Source organism: Bacteroidia bacterium (assembly GCA_016218155.1).
Taxonomy (GTDB): Bacteria; Bacteroidota; Bacteroidia; order Bacteroidales; family GWA2-32-17; genus GWA2-32-17.
This window is the reverse complement of record JACREQ010000059.1, coordinates 106,295-123,377: the sequence shown is the minus strand read 5'-3', so window position 1 is coordinate 123,377 and position 17,083 is coordinate 106,295. Positions and strand designations below refer to the sequence as shown.

Below are 17,083 nucleotides of genomic sequence, written 5' to 3'. Positions count from 1 at the left end.
TGTTTTTTTTCATAATAAAATTTAATTATTCATTTTTTGAAAATATGACAATAAACATATTTTGTATTATTGGGTTTTTTAATACTTTTGAGATTGGTAAAATCATCTTAAAAAAATATAAAAAATGAACGTTCCAGCAAATTTAAAGTACACTAAAGATCACGAATGGATTCGTGTTGAAGGTAACAACGCTTTTGTAGGCGTAACAGACTTTGCTCAAGGTGAATTGGGCGATGTAGTTTTTGTTGAAATTGAAACAGTTGGCGAAACTCTTTCAAAAGGCGAAGCTTTTGGAACAATTGAAGCTGTTAAAACAGTTTCTGATTCTTATATGCCGGTTTCTGGAAAAGTAGTAGAAAAAAATGAAAAAATTGAAGCTACACCAGATGTTATTAATAAAGATCCATACGGCGATGGCTGGATGATTAAAATCGAATTATCAAATCTTGCTGAGCTTAACGATCTTCTTACTGCAGATCAATATCAGGCTCAAATAGGCTAAAAAATATTTTCTTATATTTAAAAAGCGTGCATAAATTTATGTGCGCTTTTTTATTTTAATTTTAACTCTCATCGTAAATACATAAATTCGCAAAAATACTTTTGAGATATTAAACGGGTATTTATTAAAGTCAATATTAATGTCTGTAATCTTCGGAATAATAAAAAAAGAAGGAGTTTTCTTAGAAAAACATGAGCTTGAACAGATGTATAGTTCTGTTAAGCACTTTCCGCAAGATAATTATTCACTTTGGACTGAAAATAATATAGGACTAGGCTGGGTTCAGCTTTATGACACTCCGGAATCTGTTTACGATAAACAACCTTTTTCTTTTGGAAATCAAAGATTCATAATGATTGGGAAAGCTCGTTTAGATAATAGAAAAGAGCTTTGTGACATTTTTAATATTACAGCTGAAGAAAGAATAGTTTTGCCAGATACAAAATTGCTTCAATTTGCATTTGAGAAATGGGGTGAAAAAAGTCCGGCTAAAATATTTGGTGATTGGACTTTTGCAATTTGGGATAAGTACGAGAAAAAACTCTTTATTGCGCGTGACCATCAGGGCGTTAGTGCAGTTTATTACTCAATAACAAATGATTCTATCGCGTTTTCAAGCAATAAATCTGTATTGCTTTCTATTTCCACAATTTCAAAAGAAATAAATAAAGTTCAACTCGCCCAGCTTCTTGTTGGTTGGAATGGTTATGCAGATGAAACTGTTTATAGGGATATTCTTAGATTACCTCCGGCTTGTTCTGCAATTTATCAGAATGGAAAATTATTAATTACTAAATATTGGCAGCTTGAAAATGTTGCAAATTTCAGATTAAAAAATGATGATGAATATTTAGAAGCATTTAATGAACTTTTTTTAAGTGCCATAAAGTCAAGAATCAGATCATATAGAGATGTTGGCTCAATGTTAAGTGGAGGGATTGATTCTTCATCTGTAACTGCAATAGCAGCAACTGAACTTGCAACAGAAAATAAAAAAATAACAAGCTATACTTCAGTCCCAAAATTTGATGTTACTGATAAGTTAAAAGATTTCCAATTCGGAGATGAGTCCTTGCTTGCAGAACAGGTCTCAAAAAGTTATCCTAACATTGTTCACAAATTAATAAATTCTGATAAAAAAAATCCTCTTCAAGGATTAGTGGAATCTATTAATATTCTTAATTCTCCTGTTAGAAACTCATCTAATTATTTTTGGCTTTTATCTATTACCGAGAAAGCAAAGCAAAATAATATTGGCACATTGTTAACTGGTCAGGGTGGAAATTTTACTATATCTTGGCCATTTAGAGGTTATTATTCTAGTTTTATTCAACCAGGTTTAAAGCCATATTTGAGAAAAAAAGCGCCTTATTTTTTAATAAAGTTAATTGCCGAATTTAAAAAAGGGAAAAAACCATATCTGAAAAAATCTTTTATTAATAATAAGTTTGAATCTGAAATAAATTTATTAGAAAAAATGAAAGATGCAGGGTTTGATCCGTATTTTTTAATGGGTTATTCATTGAAAAAAATGCGATTAAATACTTTAAACACCAATATGGCTCAGGGAGCTGGAAACACACAGGAAATAGGAGATTATTTCGGATTAAACATTTATGATCCGACAATGGATATTAAACTTCTTGAATATTGTTACGGAATTCCGGATAATCAATTTGTCCGTCCAGGCGATGACAGGTATTTAATTCGCAGGGCAATGCAAAATAAATTGCCGCAGGAATTATTATTCAATGATAAAAAGGGTGTACAATCATCAGACTTATTATTCAGGGTAAAAGAAAACATAGAAAATTATTTAAGAATAATAACTGAAATGAATAATTCAGAAATTTGTAAAGAATTAATAGATGTAAATAAATTAAAAAGAACTGCTTTAGAAATAGAAAATAATTTTGAAAAAATTGTTTTAAAAAAAGATTCTGGATTTTTACGTGCAATTAATGTTGGTTTATTTCTAATTAACAAAGAAAAATAAATTTTCCTTACAAATCTAAACCGATTTACCCTAATACTTAAATTGTTAATCATAGAAATAATAATTTTCGTCAACTTTTGACGAAAAACTATTAATACCTATAACCACTACCGTAAATTTGCGTATAAAACCAAGTAAAAATACCTGTTGGTTTTTAAGTAAAAATACCCGAATAATGTCAAACGCATGAATATCAGTCGCATGAAACTACTTTTACTATCACTTTTTACATTACTGACATTTTTAGCAAATTCTCAGGGATGGATGTGGGCAAAACATTTTAACGGCACAGGTCAAAATATGCCTACTAATTTGCTTCAGGACAATCAAGGAAATTATTTTGTTTATGGAAATTTTAGTGGAACTGTTAATCAGGATGCTTTGTCCCTAACTGCTATAGATGGACAAGATGTTTTTCTTGCAAAATATAATTCTTCAGGACAAATTCAATGGTTAAAACAATTAGGTGGATCTTTAACTCAAACTGCAGCATCATTTACATTGAGTAATGATAAGAATTATATTTATTTAGCTTTATTAAATAATGGTTCTTGTAATTTTGACGGGGTAAATGTAATTACTGCTGGAAATTTTGATATTTATATAGCGAAATATAATCTTAACGGTAATCTTATATGGGTAAAGGAAGCTGCTTATGGGGCAGAAAATCAGACAAATGGTCGTTTGATAGTAGACGAACAGGGAAATCTGATATTAGCTGGAGGTTATTTAGGAGATGTTACATTTTATGGAGAAACACTACCATTAATTTCATCTGATCCATTAGTTGCACAAAATTTTATTGCAAAATTTGATAGTTCTGGAATTCCTTTGTGGTCAAAAACTATTAATTGCAATAACTCTTTTACTACAATCAGGTCTATTTCATGTTCAAATAATAGTTATTATTTTTCTGGTCAGTATATTGGTAATTTAACAATGGATATAGGGTCAATAAATTCTAATTCTGCTTTTAGAGATGGGTTTATTTTTAAAACTAATATAAATGGAACAGGGCAATGGATTAGAAAACTTACATCGATAGATAATGATTTATATGTTTACAAACATGTTACCGATCAGTCCGGCAATCAATATTTAACTGGTTATTATTCTGGAAATAGAATTAAAATTGACTCAACTTCAACCGACACATCGAAAGTAAACAGGTTTAATGTGTTGAATGGCTTTTCCGATTTGTTTATTGCAAAATATAATTCATCCGGAATACTCCAATGGGCAAAATCTATAGGTACTTCAAGAAACGAAAAAACTACAAGTGTTTCATTTGCTAATAATAAAATAGCTATTACAGGGTCATATGAAGGTAAAATAGGTTTTGGAAATTTTAATCTATTAAACTATGGAGGAAGCGATATCTTTATAAGTGAAAGTGATGATGCTGGAAATTTTATTAATTCCCAAAGAGCTTATGGTAAATCAACTGATATTGGTCAGGTGATAGCATATAGCTCAACTGGAAGAAATTTTGTGACTATTGGTGATTTTATTTCAGATACTTTATATGTTGGATCAAACCAGTTTGTAAATTCTTTCTCTGGTAAGAGAGATGGTTATATTACACGATTTGGTTGTTTTGATAGCACACACTTTACTGTTACACCTGTTACTTGTATTGATGGGATGGGAATTCCATTAGTAAACGATGGGTCAGTAACGGCAACACCATCTGACGGAAATGCTCCTTATACTTACTTATGGTCAAACGGAGCGAGCACTCCAACGATTTCAAATTTGGGATTAGGAAATTTTACCTGTACAGTTACAGGAACCAATGGATGCACTTTGGTTAGTACTGCAACAGTTGGATATAAACCATTACTTCAAGCATCTATAACAAATATTGTAAATGTAAAATGTTCTGGATCAAGTACAGGAAGTGCAACAGTTACTGCTTCTCTTGGTAGCCCACCTTATATTTATCACTGGAATACAGGTGCAACAACATCCACAATAACAAATACACCAGCTGGAACCTATTCTGTTACCGTGACTGATCAATGTGGAAATGAAGTTTACAATTCTGCAATTATAACCCAACCAGCGTTATTAACTGCAACTACATCTCAAATAAATGTGAGTTGTAATGGAGGATCAAATGGCTCTGCCACTGTAGTTGCATCAGGTGGTATAAGTCCATATACATATTTATGGACTGGAGGTGGAACCTTAGCAACTAAAAGTGGATTAATAGTAGGTACCTATTCTTGTACAATTACAGATGCAAATTTATGTTCTATTTCAAAAACTTTTATAATAACCCAACCAACAGTATTAACAGCAACTACTTCTCAAGTAAATGTAACTTGTAACAACGGTTCAAATGGTTCAGCAACGGTTACTGCAAGTGGCGGAACAAGCCCTTATAACTATTTGTGGAATGATCCGGCACCAGCACAAACAACAGCAACATGCACAGCGTTAACTGTTGGAACCTGGAGTGTAACCGTCACAGATGCCAATACCTGTTCAATTATTAAGTCAGTTACAATTACCCAACCTTCAGTTGTTACAGCTTCAATAAGTTCACAAACTAATGTAGGTTGTTTTGGAGGCTCAAACGGAACTGCTACAGCAACTGCAACTGGTGGATCGGGAACTATAACATATGTTTGGAATGATCCTGCTCCAGTGCAAACAACAGCAACTTGTACTGGTCTTACAGCAGGTGTTTGGAATGTAACTGTTACTCGAACAGGTGGATGTGGAGTAACCTCTGTTACTATTACACAACCAGTTGCATTAACTTCAAGTATTTCTTCAACAAATGTAAAATGTAGAAATCAATCAAATGGAACCGCAACAGTTACAGCTTCAGGTGGAACACCAAGCTATTCATATAATTGGTCACCAAATGGATTTACCGGAGATGGAACTATCACTTATTCTGGTTTAAGCGCTGGTAATTATAGGGTAACTGTAACGGATTTAAATAGCTGCACTTCTGTTTCAACTGTTACAATTACTCAGCCAGCTACCTTAAGTGTTCCTACCCCAACAAAAACTTGTTCTAATGCTTCACCAAATTGTACAGGTACTATAACAGCTAACCCAACTGGTGGAACTTTACCTTATTCTTATCTTTGGTCAGCAACAACTGGAAGTCAAACAACAAAGACCGCAATAAATGTTTGTGTTGGAAGTAATTATAGGGTTACTGTTACAGATGCAAATGGATGTACACGAAGAAGTACAAGGGTGACTATTTCTTTATGCGTTTTAAAATCGGCTGAAAATGAGGAAAATGGTTTGATCGATAATGCAAACTCTATTTCACTTTATCCAAACCCAACAACAGACAAACTAAATATACTTGTTGATAATCAGGATAGTGACAAAGAAGGTGCAATAATAGAAATTGAAATATACAATTTGTTAGGAAAGCTGATTTCAAAAGAAAGCAAAGAAATAATTTATGGTGTTGCAATAACAAAAGATGTTTCAACTCTTTCAACAGGATTATATCTGGTAAAAATTATTGATGGAGATGAACAAATTACAGAAAGAATTCTAATTCAAAAATAAATTAGTTATTTCAATTTTGTTGTTTGCACAATCTAAGTAAATAGAAGAAGAAGGATAAACGCTATCATTTTAATTTAAAGATAATGAGAATGTTAGTGTTTTTTTTTAAGGCTCATGTGAGCCTTTTCTGTTTTTTTACAGTCTATTATCAAAAAAGATTTATTTGACCAATAAATTTATTTTTATAATTTTGTCCAAATTACTAATGTATAAAATAATGGAAACAAAAAATAAAATGGAAGAAGAGGTAGATTTTAAAACTCCATGGGTAACTCCTGAAGTTATTGAAATAGGACTCTTAAAAACAAAAGACACAACAGGTGGTGGCTCCGATGGAATCTCTTATGGAGGAACAACTTAATAAGCATTAAATTTTAAAGAAATTGTTATGAGAAAAATATTAGTTTATTTTTTAGGATTATTTTTTTGCACTTTAAATACTATTGGGCAAAATACTGACTTGTTGTGGGTAAGTCAATTTACAGGAACTGGCCAAAGCATTCCTTCAAAAGTTACCACTGATGTTTCGGGAAATATTTATGTTTTTGGATCTTTTGCCAACACTGTTAGTCAGGGAGCGTTTTCTTTAACTTCAGTTGGTGGGAATGATGCTTTTATTGCTAAATATAACAAAAACGGACAAATTTTGTGGCTAAAACAAATAAGTGGTGCCTCAACTGAAACTGCTTCTGATATTGCAATAAGCTCAGATGGAGCTTTTGTATTTATTTCTGTTTTAAGTAATACCAATCCTTGTGTAGTAAGTGGTACTTCGGTTGCAACAACAGGATTGTTTGATATTATTTTAGCAAAATTTGCTGTAGACGGAACTTTAATCTGGGCTTATAATTCTGTTTATGGAGCACAAAATCAGAATAATGGTGCTATGGCTTTAGATAATTCTGATAATATAATTTTAAGTGGTGGATTTTTAGTTGATGCTACTTTTTATGGTGGGGTTACAACTCTTATTTCACCGGCACCTGCTGTAAATCAAAAATTTATTTCAAAATTTGATAGTAATGGTAACCTTACATGGGCTAAAATGCTTGTTGATGACAATAGTAATACAGGAATTCGCTCAGTTTCTACAGATGCATTTGGTTATTACTTCTGTGGTCAATATGTAGGAACCCTGACTTTAGATGTTGGTGTTTTAAGTAATGCTGGGAATAGAGATATGTTTATTTATAAAACAGATTTAACCGGAACAGGCCAATGGGTTAGGAAAATAGTTGGAACAGGAGATGATTATTTAACAAGACACAAAGGTGATGCTTTAGGGTTTCAATTTTTAACAGGATATTATGGAAGTCCAACATTAACAGCTGATTCAACTGCTGTTTTGACCTCTGTTCAAACATTCCCTAACGCTGGGAGTAATGATATTTTTTATGCTTGTTACGCATCTGATGGAACATTACAATTTTCAAAGAGATTTGGTTCACTTGGGGATGATCAGGGAAATGCTGTTTTTGCCACATCAGATCATGTAATTCTTGGAGGTCAATATACAGGAGCAATTAATTTCGACGCATTCCCTTTAACAAACTCTGGCACAGATGCATATATGGTTGAGACTGACAGAAACGGAACAGTATTGTCAGCAAAAAGAGGTTTTGGAACAAGTACCGATTTTGTTAAAAGTGCTAATATAGAGGCAAGTAATACTAATATTTTTGTTGGTGAGTTTGTTTCTACAAATTTAGACATTGATGGTAAAGTCATAGTTAATGCATCTGTGGGAACCAGAGATATTTTTATTGCAAAATTTGGATTAATAACTTTAAATTATGCTGTAACAAATGTTTTATGTAATGGAGCATCAACCGGAGCAATTGATCTTACCGTAACCGGAACAGGAACTTCTCCATATACATTTGCATGGACAGGTCCTGCGGCATTTTCTTCTACTTCTGAAGACTTGGTTGGGCTTGCTGCAGGTGTATATAATGTTACAGTAACAGATGCCAACGGAGCAACAAAAACAGGAACAACTACTGTAACAGAGCCATCGGCGATTGCATTAGTTTTTGCAGTAACAGATACAAAATGTCCCTCTTCTACTGATGGAGCAATTGATTTAACTGTTGTAGGCGGAACCTCACCTTTTACTTATTTATGGACAGGTGGATTAACAACTGAAGACCTTTCTGCACTTGCTGCAGGAATATATGATGTTACTGTAACTGATGCAAATTTATGTGTTAAAACAGGAACTGCAACTATTGCAAACCCGGCAACAATGATCTTAACAGAAGTTACAACTCCTCCAACATGTGTTCCTGGCGGAGATGGTGCCATTGATCTAACGGTTATTAATGGAGCGGTTCCATATACATATGCTTGGTCAAACTTGGCATTAACACAAGATATTTCAACTTTGGTATCAGGGACATTTTCAGTAACTGTAACTGATGCAAATTTGTGTACTGTTACTGATAGTTACGATGTTGTAAACTCTAGTGCTCCTCAGGTAATTTCTTCAAAAACTGATTTGACTTGTGTTCCCGGAAATGACGGAGCAATTGATGTATTAGTAAGCGGAGGAACAATTCCTTACACTTATGTTTGGAGTGACGGACCAATTACAACTCAGGATAGAACAAATTTACCAGCAGGTAATTATATTGTTACTGTTACAGATGCTGCAAGCTGTTCTGCAACTACTGCTGCTATTGTACTTACAGTACCAACTTCACCAACTATTTCGTTTATTAATACTAACCCAACCTGTGCTCCGGGCAATGACGGCGCCATTGATTTAATTGTTTATTCTGGAAATCCACCATATACATATAACTGGACAGGTGCTATAACAACACAGGACCTTACTTCTTTATCTGAAGGGACTTACGATGTTACAGTAACTGACTCTAAAGGATGCTTTGTTACAGGTAGTTCTACAATTACGAGACAATTTCCTGCTGCAACTATTACCGCATCTGGCGCAACTACTATTTGTAGTGGAAGTTCTGTTCAGTTAAATGCAAATACAGGAACGGGACTTTCCTATCAATGGCAATTAGGAGGTGTTGATATTGCTGGCGCAATTGCAGGAAGTTATACTGCATCAATTGCAGGAAGCTATACTCTTGTTGTTACTGGTGAAAATGGCTGTGTAACAACTTCTGCAGCAACAATTGTAACTGTGAATCCTTTACCAACAGCAATAATAACACCTGCTGGACCTACCACTTTCTGTACAGGCGGAACAGTTCAGTTAGATGCAACTGCTGGTGTGGGCTACACATATCAATGGCAGTTAAATGGTGTTGATATAGTAGGTGAAACAGCAGTTTCTTATATTGCAAATGCTAGTGGTAATTATACAGTTGTTGTAACTAATGCAGGTTGTAGCGCTACATCTTCAACAACAACTGTAACAGTTATGGCAGCACCTTTAGCAGTTATAACTGCTTCTGGCGCAACTACATTTTGTCAGGGAACTTCAGTTACTTTGATGGCAACTGTTGGCGGTGGAAATGTTTATCAGTGGCAGGAATCAGGAACAGACATCCCAGGTGCTGTAAGTTCTGCATATAGTACTTTGGTAAGTGGGAATTATACCGTTGTTGTAACAAACATCAATGGTTGTGCAACTACTTCACTTCCTACAGTTGTAACTGTTAATTCATATCCTACTTTAACATTTGCAGTAACTAATGAATCTTGTGCAGGTACAAATGGAGCAGTTGATTTAACTGTATCAAATGGAACTTTACCATATACATTTTTATGGGACGATTTAGCAGCAAGTACAACTGAAGATTTAATAAATCTTGTTTCGGGAACTTATAATGTTACAGTTACTGCTGCAGGATGTTCTACAACTGGGTCTGCAACTGTATCATTAATTCCTGCATTAACTGCAAGTTTAGATAATCATGAATTAATTATTTTCTGTTCGTCAAATAATAATGGAGAAGCCACTTTAAATATTCAAAATGGAGTTGCTCCATTTACATATACATGGGCAGGTTCAGCAAGCACCACCGCATTTGCAAATGATTTGAGTGTTGGTAAGAGCTATGTTACAGTAACTGATTTCTGTGGAACAAGCATTGTTGATTCAATTACAATAACAAGTTTACCTTCAATGGAAATTTCCGTTGCATCATTAACTCCGGCAAACTGTGTTGCATCTAATGATGGTTCTGCTGTTGTAACAGCGGTTAGTGGAATTGCTCCTTATACATACAATTGGTCTGGTTCAGCAAGTGTTATAGATACTGCAAACGATTTGTCGGCTGGATGGCATTATGTAACTGTTACCGACTACTGTGGATCTTTAATAGATTCTGTTGAAATCACAAGCATACCAGCTTTAACACTTACTACAAATTTAATTTCTCCGGTTTCATGTATAGGTGGAAGTAATGGAAATGCAAATGTTGTAGCTGCAAATGGAGTTTCACCATTTACATATAATTGGTCATCATTAGAATTAAATGATACAGCAATTGCTTTAATTGAAGGATGGAATTATGTTACCGTTACAGATTTCTGTGGTTCAATAGTTGATTCAGTATTAATGACTGTTTCTGCACCTTTAAGTATTGCCATTACCTCTTCTTCACCGACTTCATGTGCCGGTGGAAATAATGGAGGCGCTACAGTAACTGTTACTAATGGAGCATCGCCAATAACTTATCAATGGTCTTCCAATAATTTATTTAGCGATACATTAAATACAAATGGTTTTGCGAATAATTTATTAAATGCCTGGAATTATATTAGAGTAACAGATGCATGTACTTCATTAATAGACTCTGTTCAAATATCTTCTTTACCTCCGGTAACCGCAAATATTACTTTTAGTGTTCTTGCTTCTTGTCCAACAACTGCAGATGGAAAAGCAACTGTTACTGCATCTGCAGGAACTGGAGTTTATACTTATGCATGGGGAGCACCTTCAACAAGTACAAGCTTTGTAGCAATGGATTTATTGCCTGGATGGAACTATGTTACAGTTTCTGATGGTTGCGGTATTGCTGTTGATTCAGTTAATATTTCAAATCAACCGGCATTGTCAATTCAGATGTCTTCTTTAAGTCTTATTACTTGCCAAGGTTTAACAAATGGTTCGGCAATAGTAACAACAACTGATGGTGGTGCACCATTTACTTTCCTATGGTCAACAACAGAAGTAAACGATACAGCATTAGCTTTAGTTGAAGGCTGGAATTATGTTACAGTTACTGATGTATGTGGATCATTAGTTGATTCAATAAATGTATTAGTTACTCCGGTTGTTACCGCGACTTATGAAAAACCAGATGGAATTTTATGTTTTGGACAGGCAACTGCAACTATTGAGGTAACACCATTAAATGGTATATCTCCTTATACTTATACTTGGGGCGACACAACTTTAACAACATACAACAGGGATTCATTATCTGCAGGTAAATATTACTTTACAGTAACAGATGGGTGTAATTCAACATTTGTAGATTCTGTTACGGTAAATCAACCTGGTGCATTATCTCTTTCGATGATAACAACAAATGTTTCGTTTACAGGTTTATCAGATGGTGCAATTGACTTATTAATGTCTGGTGGAACACAGCCTTATTATTTTGATTGGTCAAACGGTATAACACTTGAGGATCAAAAAGACATTCCGGCTGATGTGTATTATATTACAGTTACCGATAACAATGGATGTGTAATTTCAGATAGTTCTAATATAATTACAGATTCATGGCATATTGAAGTATACAAAGCCTTTACACCTAATGGCGATGGTAAAAATGACGTATGGAATATTAAATATATTTCTGCTTATCCTGAATGTAGTGTAATAATATTTGATGAGTGGGGAATAAAGGTGTTTGAATCTACCGGTTATACTGAGGCTTGGGATGGTACAAACAAAAAAGGTCATAAACTTCCTGCTGCTACATACTATTATATTATCGATTTAAAAGATGGATCGAAAGTATACACAGGATCAGTTGCTTTAATTAAATAATTTAGAAAAGATAATATCAATAATATGAAAAGGATATTTTTCTCAATCGCAGTAATGGTTTTATTTCAGGGTGCATTTGCTCAGCAACTCACTTCTGTAAGCCAGTACATGGAAAACAAATATGTGTTTAATCCTGCAGTTGTCGGTACTTTACCTTACAGCCCGCTAGCATTATCATATAAACGTATGTGGACAGGAGTTGACGATGCTCCAACAATGCAAATGATTAGTTCGCATTTTCAGGCTGCTGATAATATGGGTCTTGGAGGTAAGATTTTTAATTATTCAACAGGTGCATTATCGAAAATGGGAATAGAAGCAACATATGCATATCAACTTCCAGTTGGTACTTCAGGTGCAAAATTATCACTTGGGCTATCAGCTCAATTGTATCAGTTTTATTTAAATAAAAGTAAATTAACACTTGAACAACAAGATGATGATGTTATGTTGTTTGGTTCAGAGAAACTGATTTCTCCCGATGCAGCTTTTGGTGCATATTATTATACAGACAAGTATTTTGCAGGACTGTCTGTTTATCAGTTATTTAATCGCAAAGTTGATATGATGACGGATAACATTATAGAAAACAGACAGGTTAGACATTATTTCTTAAGTGGTGGTTATAATTTTGATATCAATTCTAATTTTTCTATTGAACCATCAATACTCGCAAAAGTTATTGAAGCAGGAATAGCACAGGTTGATATTAATGCAAAAGTTACTTACAAGCAAATGGTGTGGATGGGATTATCATATAGAACCCAGGATGCTATAGCTGTAAATTTAGGTATTCGTAAAGACCGTTTTATATTTGGATACTCTTATGATTACTCATTGACAGACATTAGAAAATATAATGTTGGGTCTCACGAATTATTCTTTATTGTTAAGTTTAACAGATCAAAACCTAAATTGTAGAAGAGATAGCAACGCTGATTAAACGGATTTAGCGGATTAATGCGGAGATATATTAACGTCATGGCGGGGCTTAGGCTCGCCATCTCTTTTTTAATTATTGTGGTTTCTGTCACAAGTTAGAAACTTGCGCAAACTGTTTAAGTATAGACGTTATAAATAATTTAAAATAAGAAACCTCACAATTTTTAATTATGAGGTTTTTTATTTGCAGAAACTGTTGGTTTTAATTAAAACAATTGCAAATTGTTAAAATTTTCCAAACTTAAGAGTAACTCTACCAGACAAACCGTTTAAAGCAGATGGTGAGAAATTTTCAAAACGAACGTCAGAAGTATATCTATAACTTACTCCAGCTGCAATTCTGAAACATTTAAGCATATTTAATTCTAAAGCTACTCCGGGTTCAACAAAAACAAATGCATCTTCGCTCGTAGTGTATGTTTCCCATGGATCTGCACCTGTATAATATGATTGATTTAACTGTGCGTCGCCGGCACCAATTGTTACAGGAAATGTAATATGAATGGGTAGTTTTGAACCAATCACAGGCTCAAAAAACAAACCACCATAACCTCCGGTTAGATAGTAATCATGTCCATTTTCAATAGAGTTATAACTAACATTATTTGCAAATCCACTTCCTGCAAATCCAATAACAAATGAATGATTTATTATCCAACCTAGTCTTGCCCCTCCAATTACTGCGTCATTTCCGTTTACCTGTGAGTATCCAAGCGATAAGCCAAAATACCCGCCATGTGAAATATTTTTTCCTAGAAGTGTTTTAATTTCATATCCTTCTTTTTGTTCCTGAGAAAATAATGAAGAAGAAATAAAAAGTGCTAAAAGTAAAAAAGTTAAATTTTTCATATAAGTTGTTATTAAATTTATTTTTATTGATGAATTACTTTTCCTGAACCAGATATCTGTGTGTTTACAATAGGATTGCCAATATAAAATATTTTACCACTGCCTGTAATCTCTGCGTTTAAATAGTCAATAACCTGTAACTTCATAGAGCCTGACCCCGAAATACTTGCAAAGCACGTATCTTGAATAATGTTATACCCGCTAATTTCGCCTGAGCCTGAAATATTGCACTCTCCTGATGAAGTATGCCCTGAAAGATAAAGATCGCCAGAGCCTGTGATGGTTGCTTTTAATAGTCGGGTATATGATTCTGTGGTTATGTTTCCAGAACCTTGTAGAACAATTGTTAAGTCTTGTGTGTTTATGCTATCAGCAGTTATTGAACCTGACCCGGATAAAATAACATTAGTCAAATCTGGTGAGCTTACATAAACCTTAATCGGAAAATGTGTTTCAAGTCTTCTGAAATGATCATTTTTTATAACTAAACTATTTCCGTGAATTTCTGTTTCAATATAAGGTATAATATTTTCTTCAGCCTTAATGGTAACTCTATTTATAGAATCGTTGGAATAATATACATCAAAACTTCCTTCAGAAACAATTTCAGAAAAATTAGAAAGTGGTCGATCAATGCTAACAACATGGTAGTTCCCTTCAATTTTTGGACGAATACAAGATATTGTTGCTATGGAAAGACACACAAAAGCGAAAAAATAAAAAATGTTTTTCATATAAATTGAGTTTAATTTTCAAAAATAAAAGACAAGAAAAATAATCTAGGGTTGCAAAAAATAGAAAAGATTTTAAAATAAAAACGCTATCTCTATATTGCCATGCATCTCCGCCGCGGCGGCAATGTCATTGACTTATGCTAAAACTCCCTGTAGTTCTCGATTAAACTCGAACTAATAGTGAGAAAAGTATTACTTTACTCCACAAGATAAAATGCCAGAACTAAAATTAAGTTTTATTTCAGATGCATCTGCTTTTTGCTCACCTATAAATCCAGTCATTTTAAATTGCTGCAATTTTTCATCTAACAATACTTTTGTAAAGGAATCGAAAGCAGAGGGCAATACCAGTGTCGCTTTTCTATATGTTGACTCGAATTTACAGCAATATGTGTTATCGTAATTAAGATATAAATCGGTACTTACAGAAGTAATAAATATGCTTTTAGTTGAATTATTTATCATATTAAAATAAGCACTACCATATTTTAAGTTAAGCATTGTGTTCTTAGTTGCTTTGTTTACCTTAATTAACGAAAAACTTGCTTCACCTTTTAAAACCATAACACTATCTACATATATTTTGTCATGACGAGAATTAATTTCAAGATTACTTACAAACGGTAAGGTTAAGGTTGTCGATCTGCTATATAAATCAAGGTTTTGAGCAGATGTGATTTCACCTTCAACATATGATAATTCAAGTTTTCCTGCGGTAATATTTTTGATACTTACATTACCAAACTCCACTTTAATATTTGATTTTCCGGTTAAATTATGTGCCTGAAAGTCACCATTAGATAAATTTATGTTAATGCCAGAACTATGGTTAGTCGTATATATATTTCCAAATTTATTGTCAATTTTTAATTCAACATTTTCCGGAATAGTTACAGTCCAGTTTATTTCAATATTAGCGGCTCCGTTTATTGCAGTATTGGCAATGTCAGAGATATTTGACCATACGCTTCCTTTATATTCATTGAAATTTGTTTTTGCAATAACATAGAACAAAGAAGCATCAAATTGCACATCAACGTTGTTAAAAATTTTTGTTGCTTTAATAGTATCTTTATCAGAAGCTTTAATTTCTACAGAAAACACAACAGAATCAGAAGTTGATTTAACAATGTGTATATTTCCATATTTATTGCTAATCTGAACACTTGTTTCGGGAGTAATCTTAAAAGATTTTTTTATGCTTTTATGAAATTCTACCTGCTGTGCCTGACTTATAATAGCTATACAAAATGTACAAGCTAAAAATAATAATTTATTACATGTCATATTTAGTTTCATTTTTGTCGTTTTTTTCTGTTACTTCAATACTAACCTGTCGTTTAATAAACTCTAACATTTCCATTTTCAGTTTATAATTCTCAATCATTGCTTCAATAACCTGTTCATTGTTAATATTTTCTTTCAAATCGTTTTTTAGTTCTTTGTATGCTTTGTCAAGTTTGCCAAATTCGTCATTAATCTCTTTTTTAACCTCAGGATTATTTGCAGTTAGAATGAAAAGATCATTTTTTTCTTTATTTATTTTTGAAGTGTAATAAATGCTTAGTTCATTAAGCTCAGAATAGTATCCGTTTTCATTCTTTTGATTATTTGTTTGCTTAATTTGTGAATTATTTGCAATTTGTTTTTCCTCTTTTGAAATTACATTTACATCATTTTTGTTTGGTTTGCTGTGGTTAATTGTTTTTAAAACATCAGGATTTTTTGCTTGCTTAGCAATAAAGCTTACATTTTTAATTTGTTTTGTAGTATTTGCATAATATACCTTGTTATCATTTACATAATCGTGAAAATAATATGAAGCAACGAAAATTGCTATAGCAGCAGCAATCTGCCAAGAAATCTTAATAAAAAGATTCGGCTTTTTGGGCTTAATACTTTTATCTATTTGTTCCCAAATTTGCATTGATGGTTCAAGCTCATCAAATGCCTGTTTGTTTTCAGAAACAAATCTTTCCAGCTTATCTTGTTTCATATAACTGTGGTTTTAAAAGTTCTTTTACTTTTTGTTTGGCTCTCATATATTGAGTTTTGGAGGTAGATTCGCTTATGTTTAAAATCTGACTTATCTCTTCGTGGTCATACCCTTCAAGTAAATAAAGTGAAAAAATAATTCGGCTTCCATTTGGTAATTGTTCCATTGCGTTTTTTACATTGTCCACCGATAATGGAATGTTTTCTTCTTCATCATTTACGCCCTTATCAAAAACTGAAATATCTTCAACAAAATTTAAATTAGTTTTTTTGCGGTTAATTTCATTAATGCATTTATTAACTGTAATACGCTTTATCCAGGCTCCAATAGTTGAGTCGAATCTAAATGTGTGTATACGGGTAAAAATATCTGTAAATACTTCCTGAAGCATGTCCTCGGCATCGCTTTTATTATTTAACATTCTGTAGGAAATATTGAACATAGCTTTTGAATAAAGTTTATATAACTCAAACTGTGCTTTCCGCTCTCCACGGATACACCTTTCTACTAATTTTTTATGAATATCTTCCTGCACTATTCC

Annotated in this window: 11 protein-coding genes; 6 read left to right on the top strand and 5 right to left on the bottom strand. The window is 33.2% G+C overall.

Features of this window, described 5'->3' with window-relative positions:
• The first annotated feature begins 124 nt into the window (after positions 1-124).
• The 6 genes from gcvH to HY951_11300 all read left to right on the top strand — a co-directional run bounded on the left by gcvH (position 125) and on the right by HY951_11300 (position 12,942).
• Positions 125-502, top strand: a complete 378-nt coding sequence (gcvH, locus tag HY951_11325) for a glycine cleavage system protein GcvH (GenBank protein ID MBI5540642.1) — start codon at positions 125-127, stop codon at positions 500-502.
• Positions 503-641: 139 nt separating this feature from the next.
• Entirely contained in the window at positions 642-2,498 is a 1,857-nt protein-coding gene (locus HY951_11320) for a hypothetical protein (protein MBI5540641.1), read from the top strand.
• A 201-nt stretch (positions 2,499-2,699) separates the two neighbouring features.
• Positions 2,700-6,044: a T9SS type A sorting domain-containing protein gene (locus HY951_11315; protein MBI5540640.1), complete on the top strand. Its 3,345-nt coding sequence runs from the start codon at positions 2,700-2,702 to the stop codon at positions 6,042-6,044.
• A gap of 217 nt (positions 6,045-6,261) precedes the next feature.
• Positions 6,262-6,405 carry a hypothetical protein gene (locus HY951_11310; protein MBI5540639.1) on the top strand — a complete coding sequence of 48 codons (144 nt, stop codon included), beginning with the start codon at positions 6,262-6,264 and terminating at the stop codon, positions 6,403-6,405.
• Positions 6,406-6,432: 27 nt separating this feature from the next.
• Complete coding sequence (locus HY951_11305) at positions 6,433-12,021, top strand: gliding motility-associated C-terminal domain-containing protein (protein MBI5540638.1); 5,589 nt, start codon at positions 6,433-6,435, stop codon at positions 12,019-12,021.
• Positions 12,022-12,045: 24 nt separating this feature from the next.
• Positions 12,046-12,942 carry a type IX secretion system membrane protein PorP/SprF gene (locus tag HY951_11300; GenBank protein MBI5540637.1) on the top strand — a complete coding sequence of 299 codons (897 nt, stop codon included), beginning with the start codon at positions 12,046-12,048 and terminating at the stop codon, positions 12,940-12,942.
• A 246-nt stretch (positions 12,943-13,188) separates the two neighbouring features.
• Here HY951_11300 and HY951_11295 read toward each other — a convergent pair whose 3' ends face one another.
• The 5 genes from HY951_11295 to HY951_11275 form a co-directional block, all read right to left on the bottom strand.
• Positions 13,189-13,812, bottom strand: coding sequence for a hypothetical protein (locus tag HY951_11295; GenBank protein ID MBI5540636.1), 624 nt, complete (start codon positions 13,810-13,812; stop codon positions 13,189-13,191).
• Between the two features lie 23 nt (positions 13,813-13,835).
• The gene (locus HY951_11290; GenBank protein ID MBI5540635.1) at positions 13,836-14,546 is read right to left on the bottom strand and encodes a DUF2807 domain-containing protein; all 711 of its coding nucleotides are present in this window, start codon (positions 14,544-14,546) and stop codon (positions 13,836-13,838) included.
• Between the two features lie 192 nt (positions 14,547-14,738).
• Positions 14,739-15,845 (bottom strand): hypothetical protein, encoded by a 1,107-nt coding sequence (locus HY951_11285; GenBank protein MBI5540634.1) that lies wholly within the window; start codon positions 15,843-15,845, stop codon positions 14,739-14,741.
• Positions 15,823-16,542 (bottom strand): hypothetical protein, encoded by a 720-nt coding sequence (locus HY951_11280; GenBank protein ID MBI5540633.1) that lies wholly within the window; start codon positions 16,540-16,542, stop codon positions 15,823-15,825. The genes HY951_11285 and HY951_11280 overlap by 23 nt, the downstream gene beginning before the upstream one ends.
• Positions 16,529-16,984 carry an RNA polymerase sigma factor gene (locus HY951_11275; GenBank protein ID MBI5540632.1) on the bottom strand — a complete coding sequence of 152 codons (456 nt, stop codon included), beginning with the start codon at positions 16,982-16,984 and terminating at the stop codon, positions 16,529-16,531. The genes HY951_11280 and HY951_11275 overlap by 14 nt, the downstream gene beginning before the upstream one ends.
• Positions 16,985-17,083: the final 99 nt, after the last annotated feature.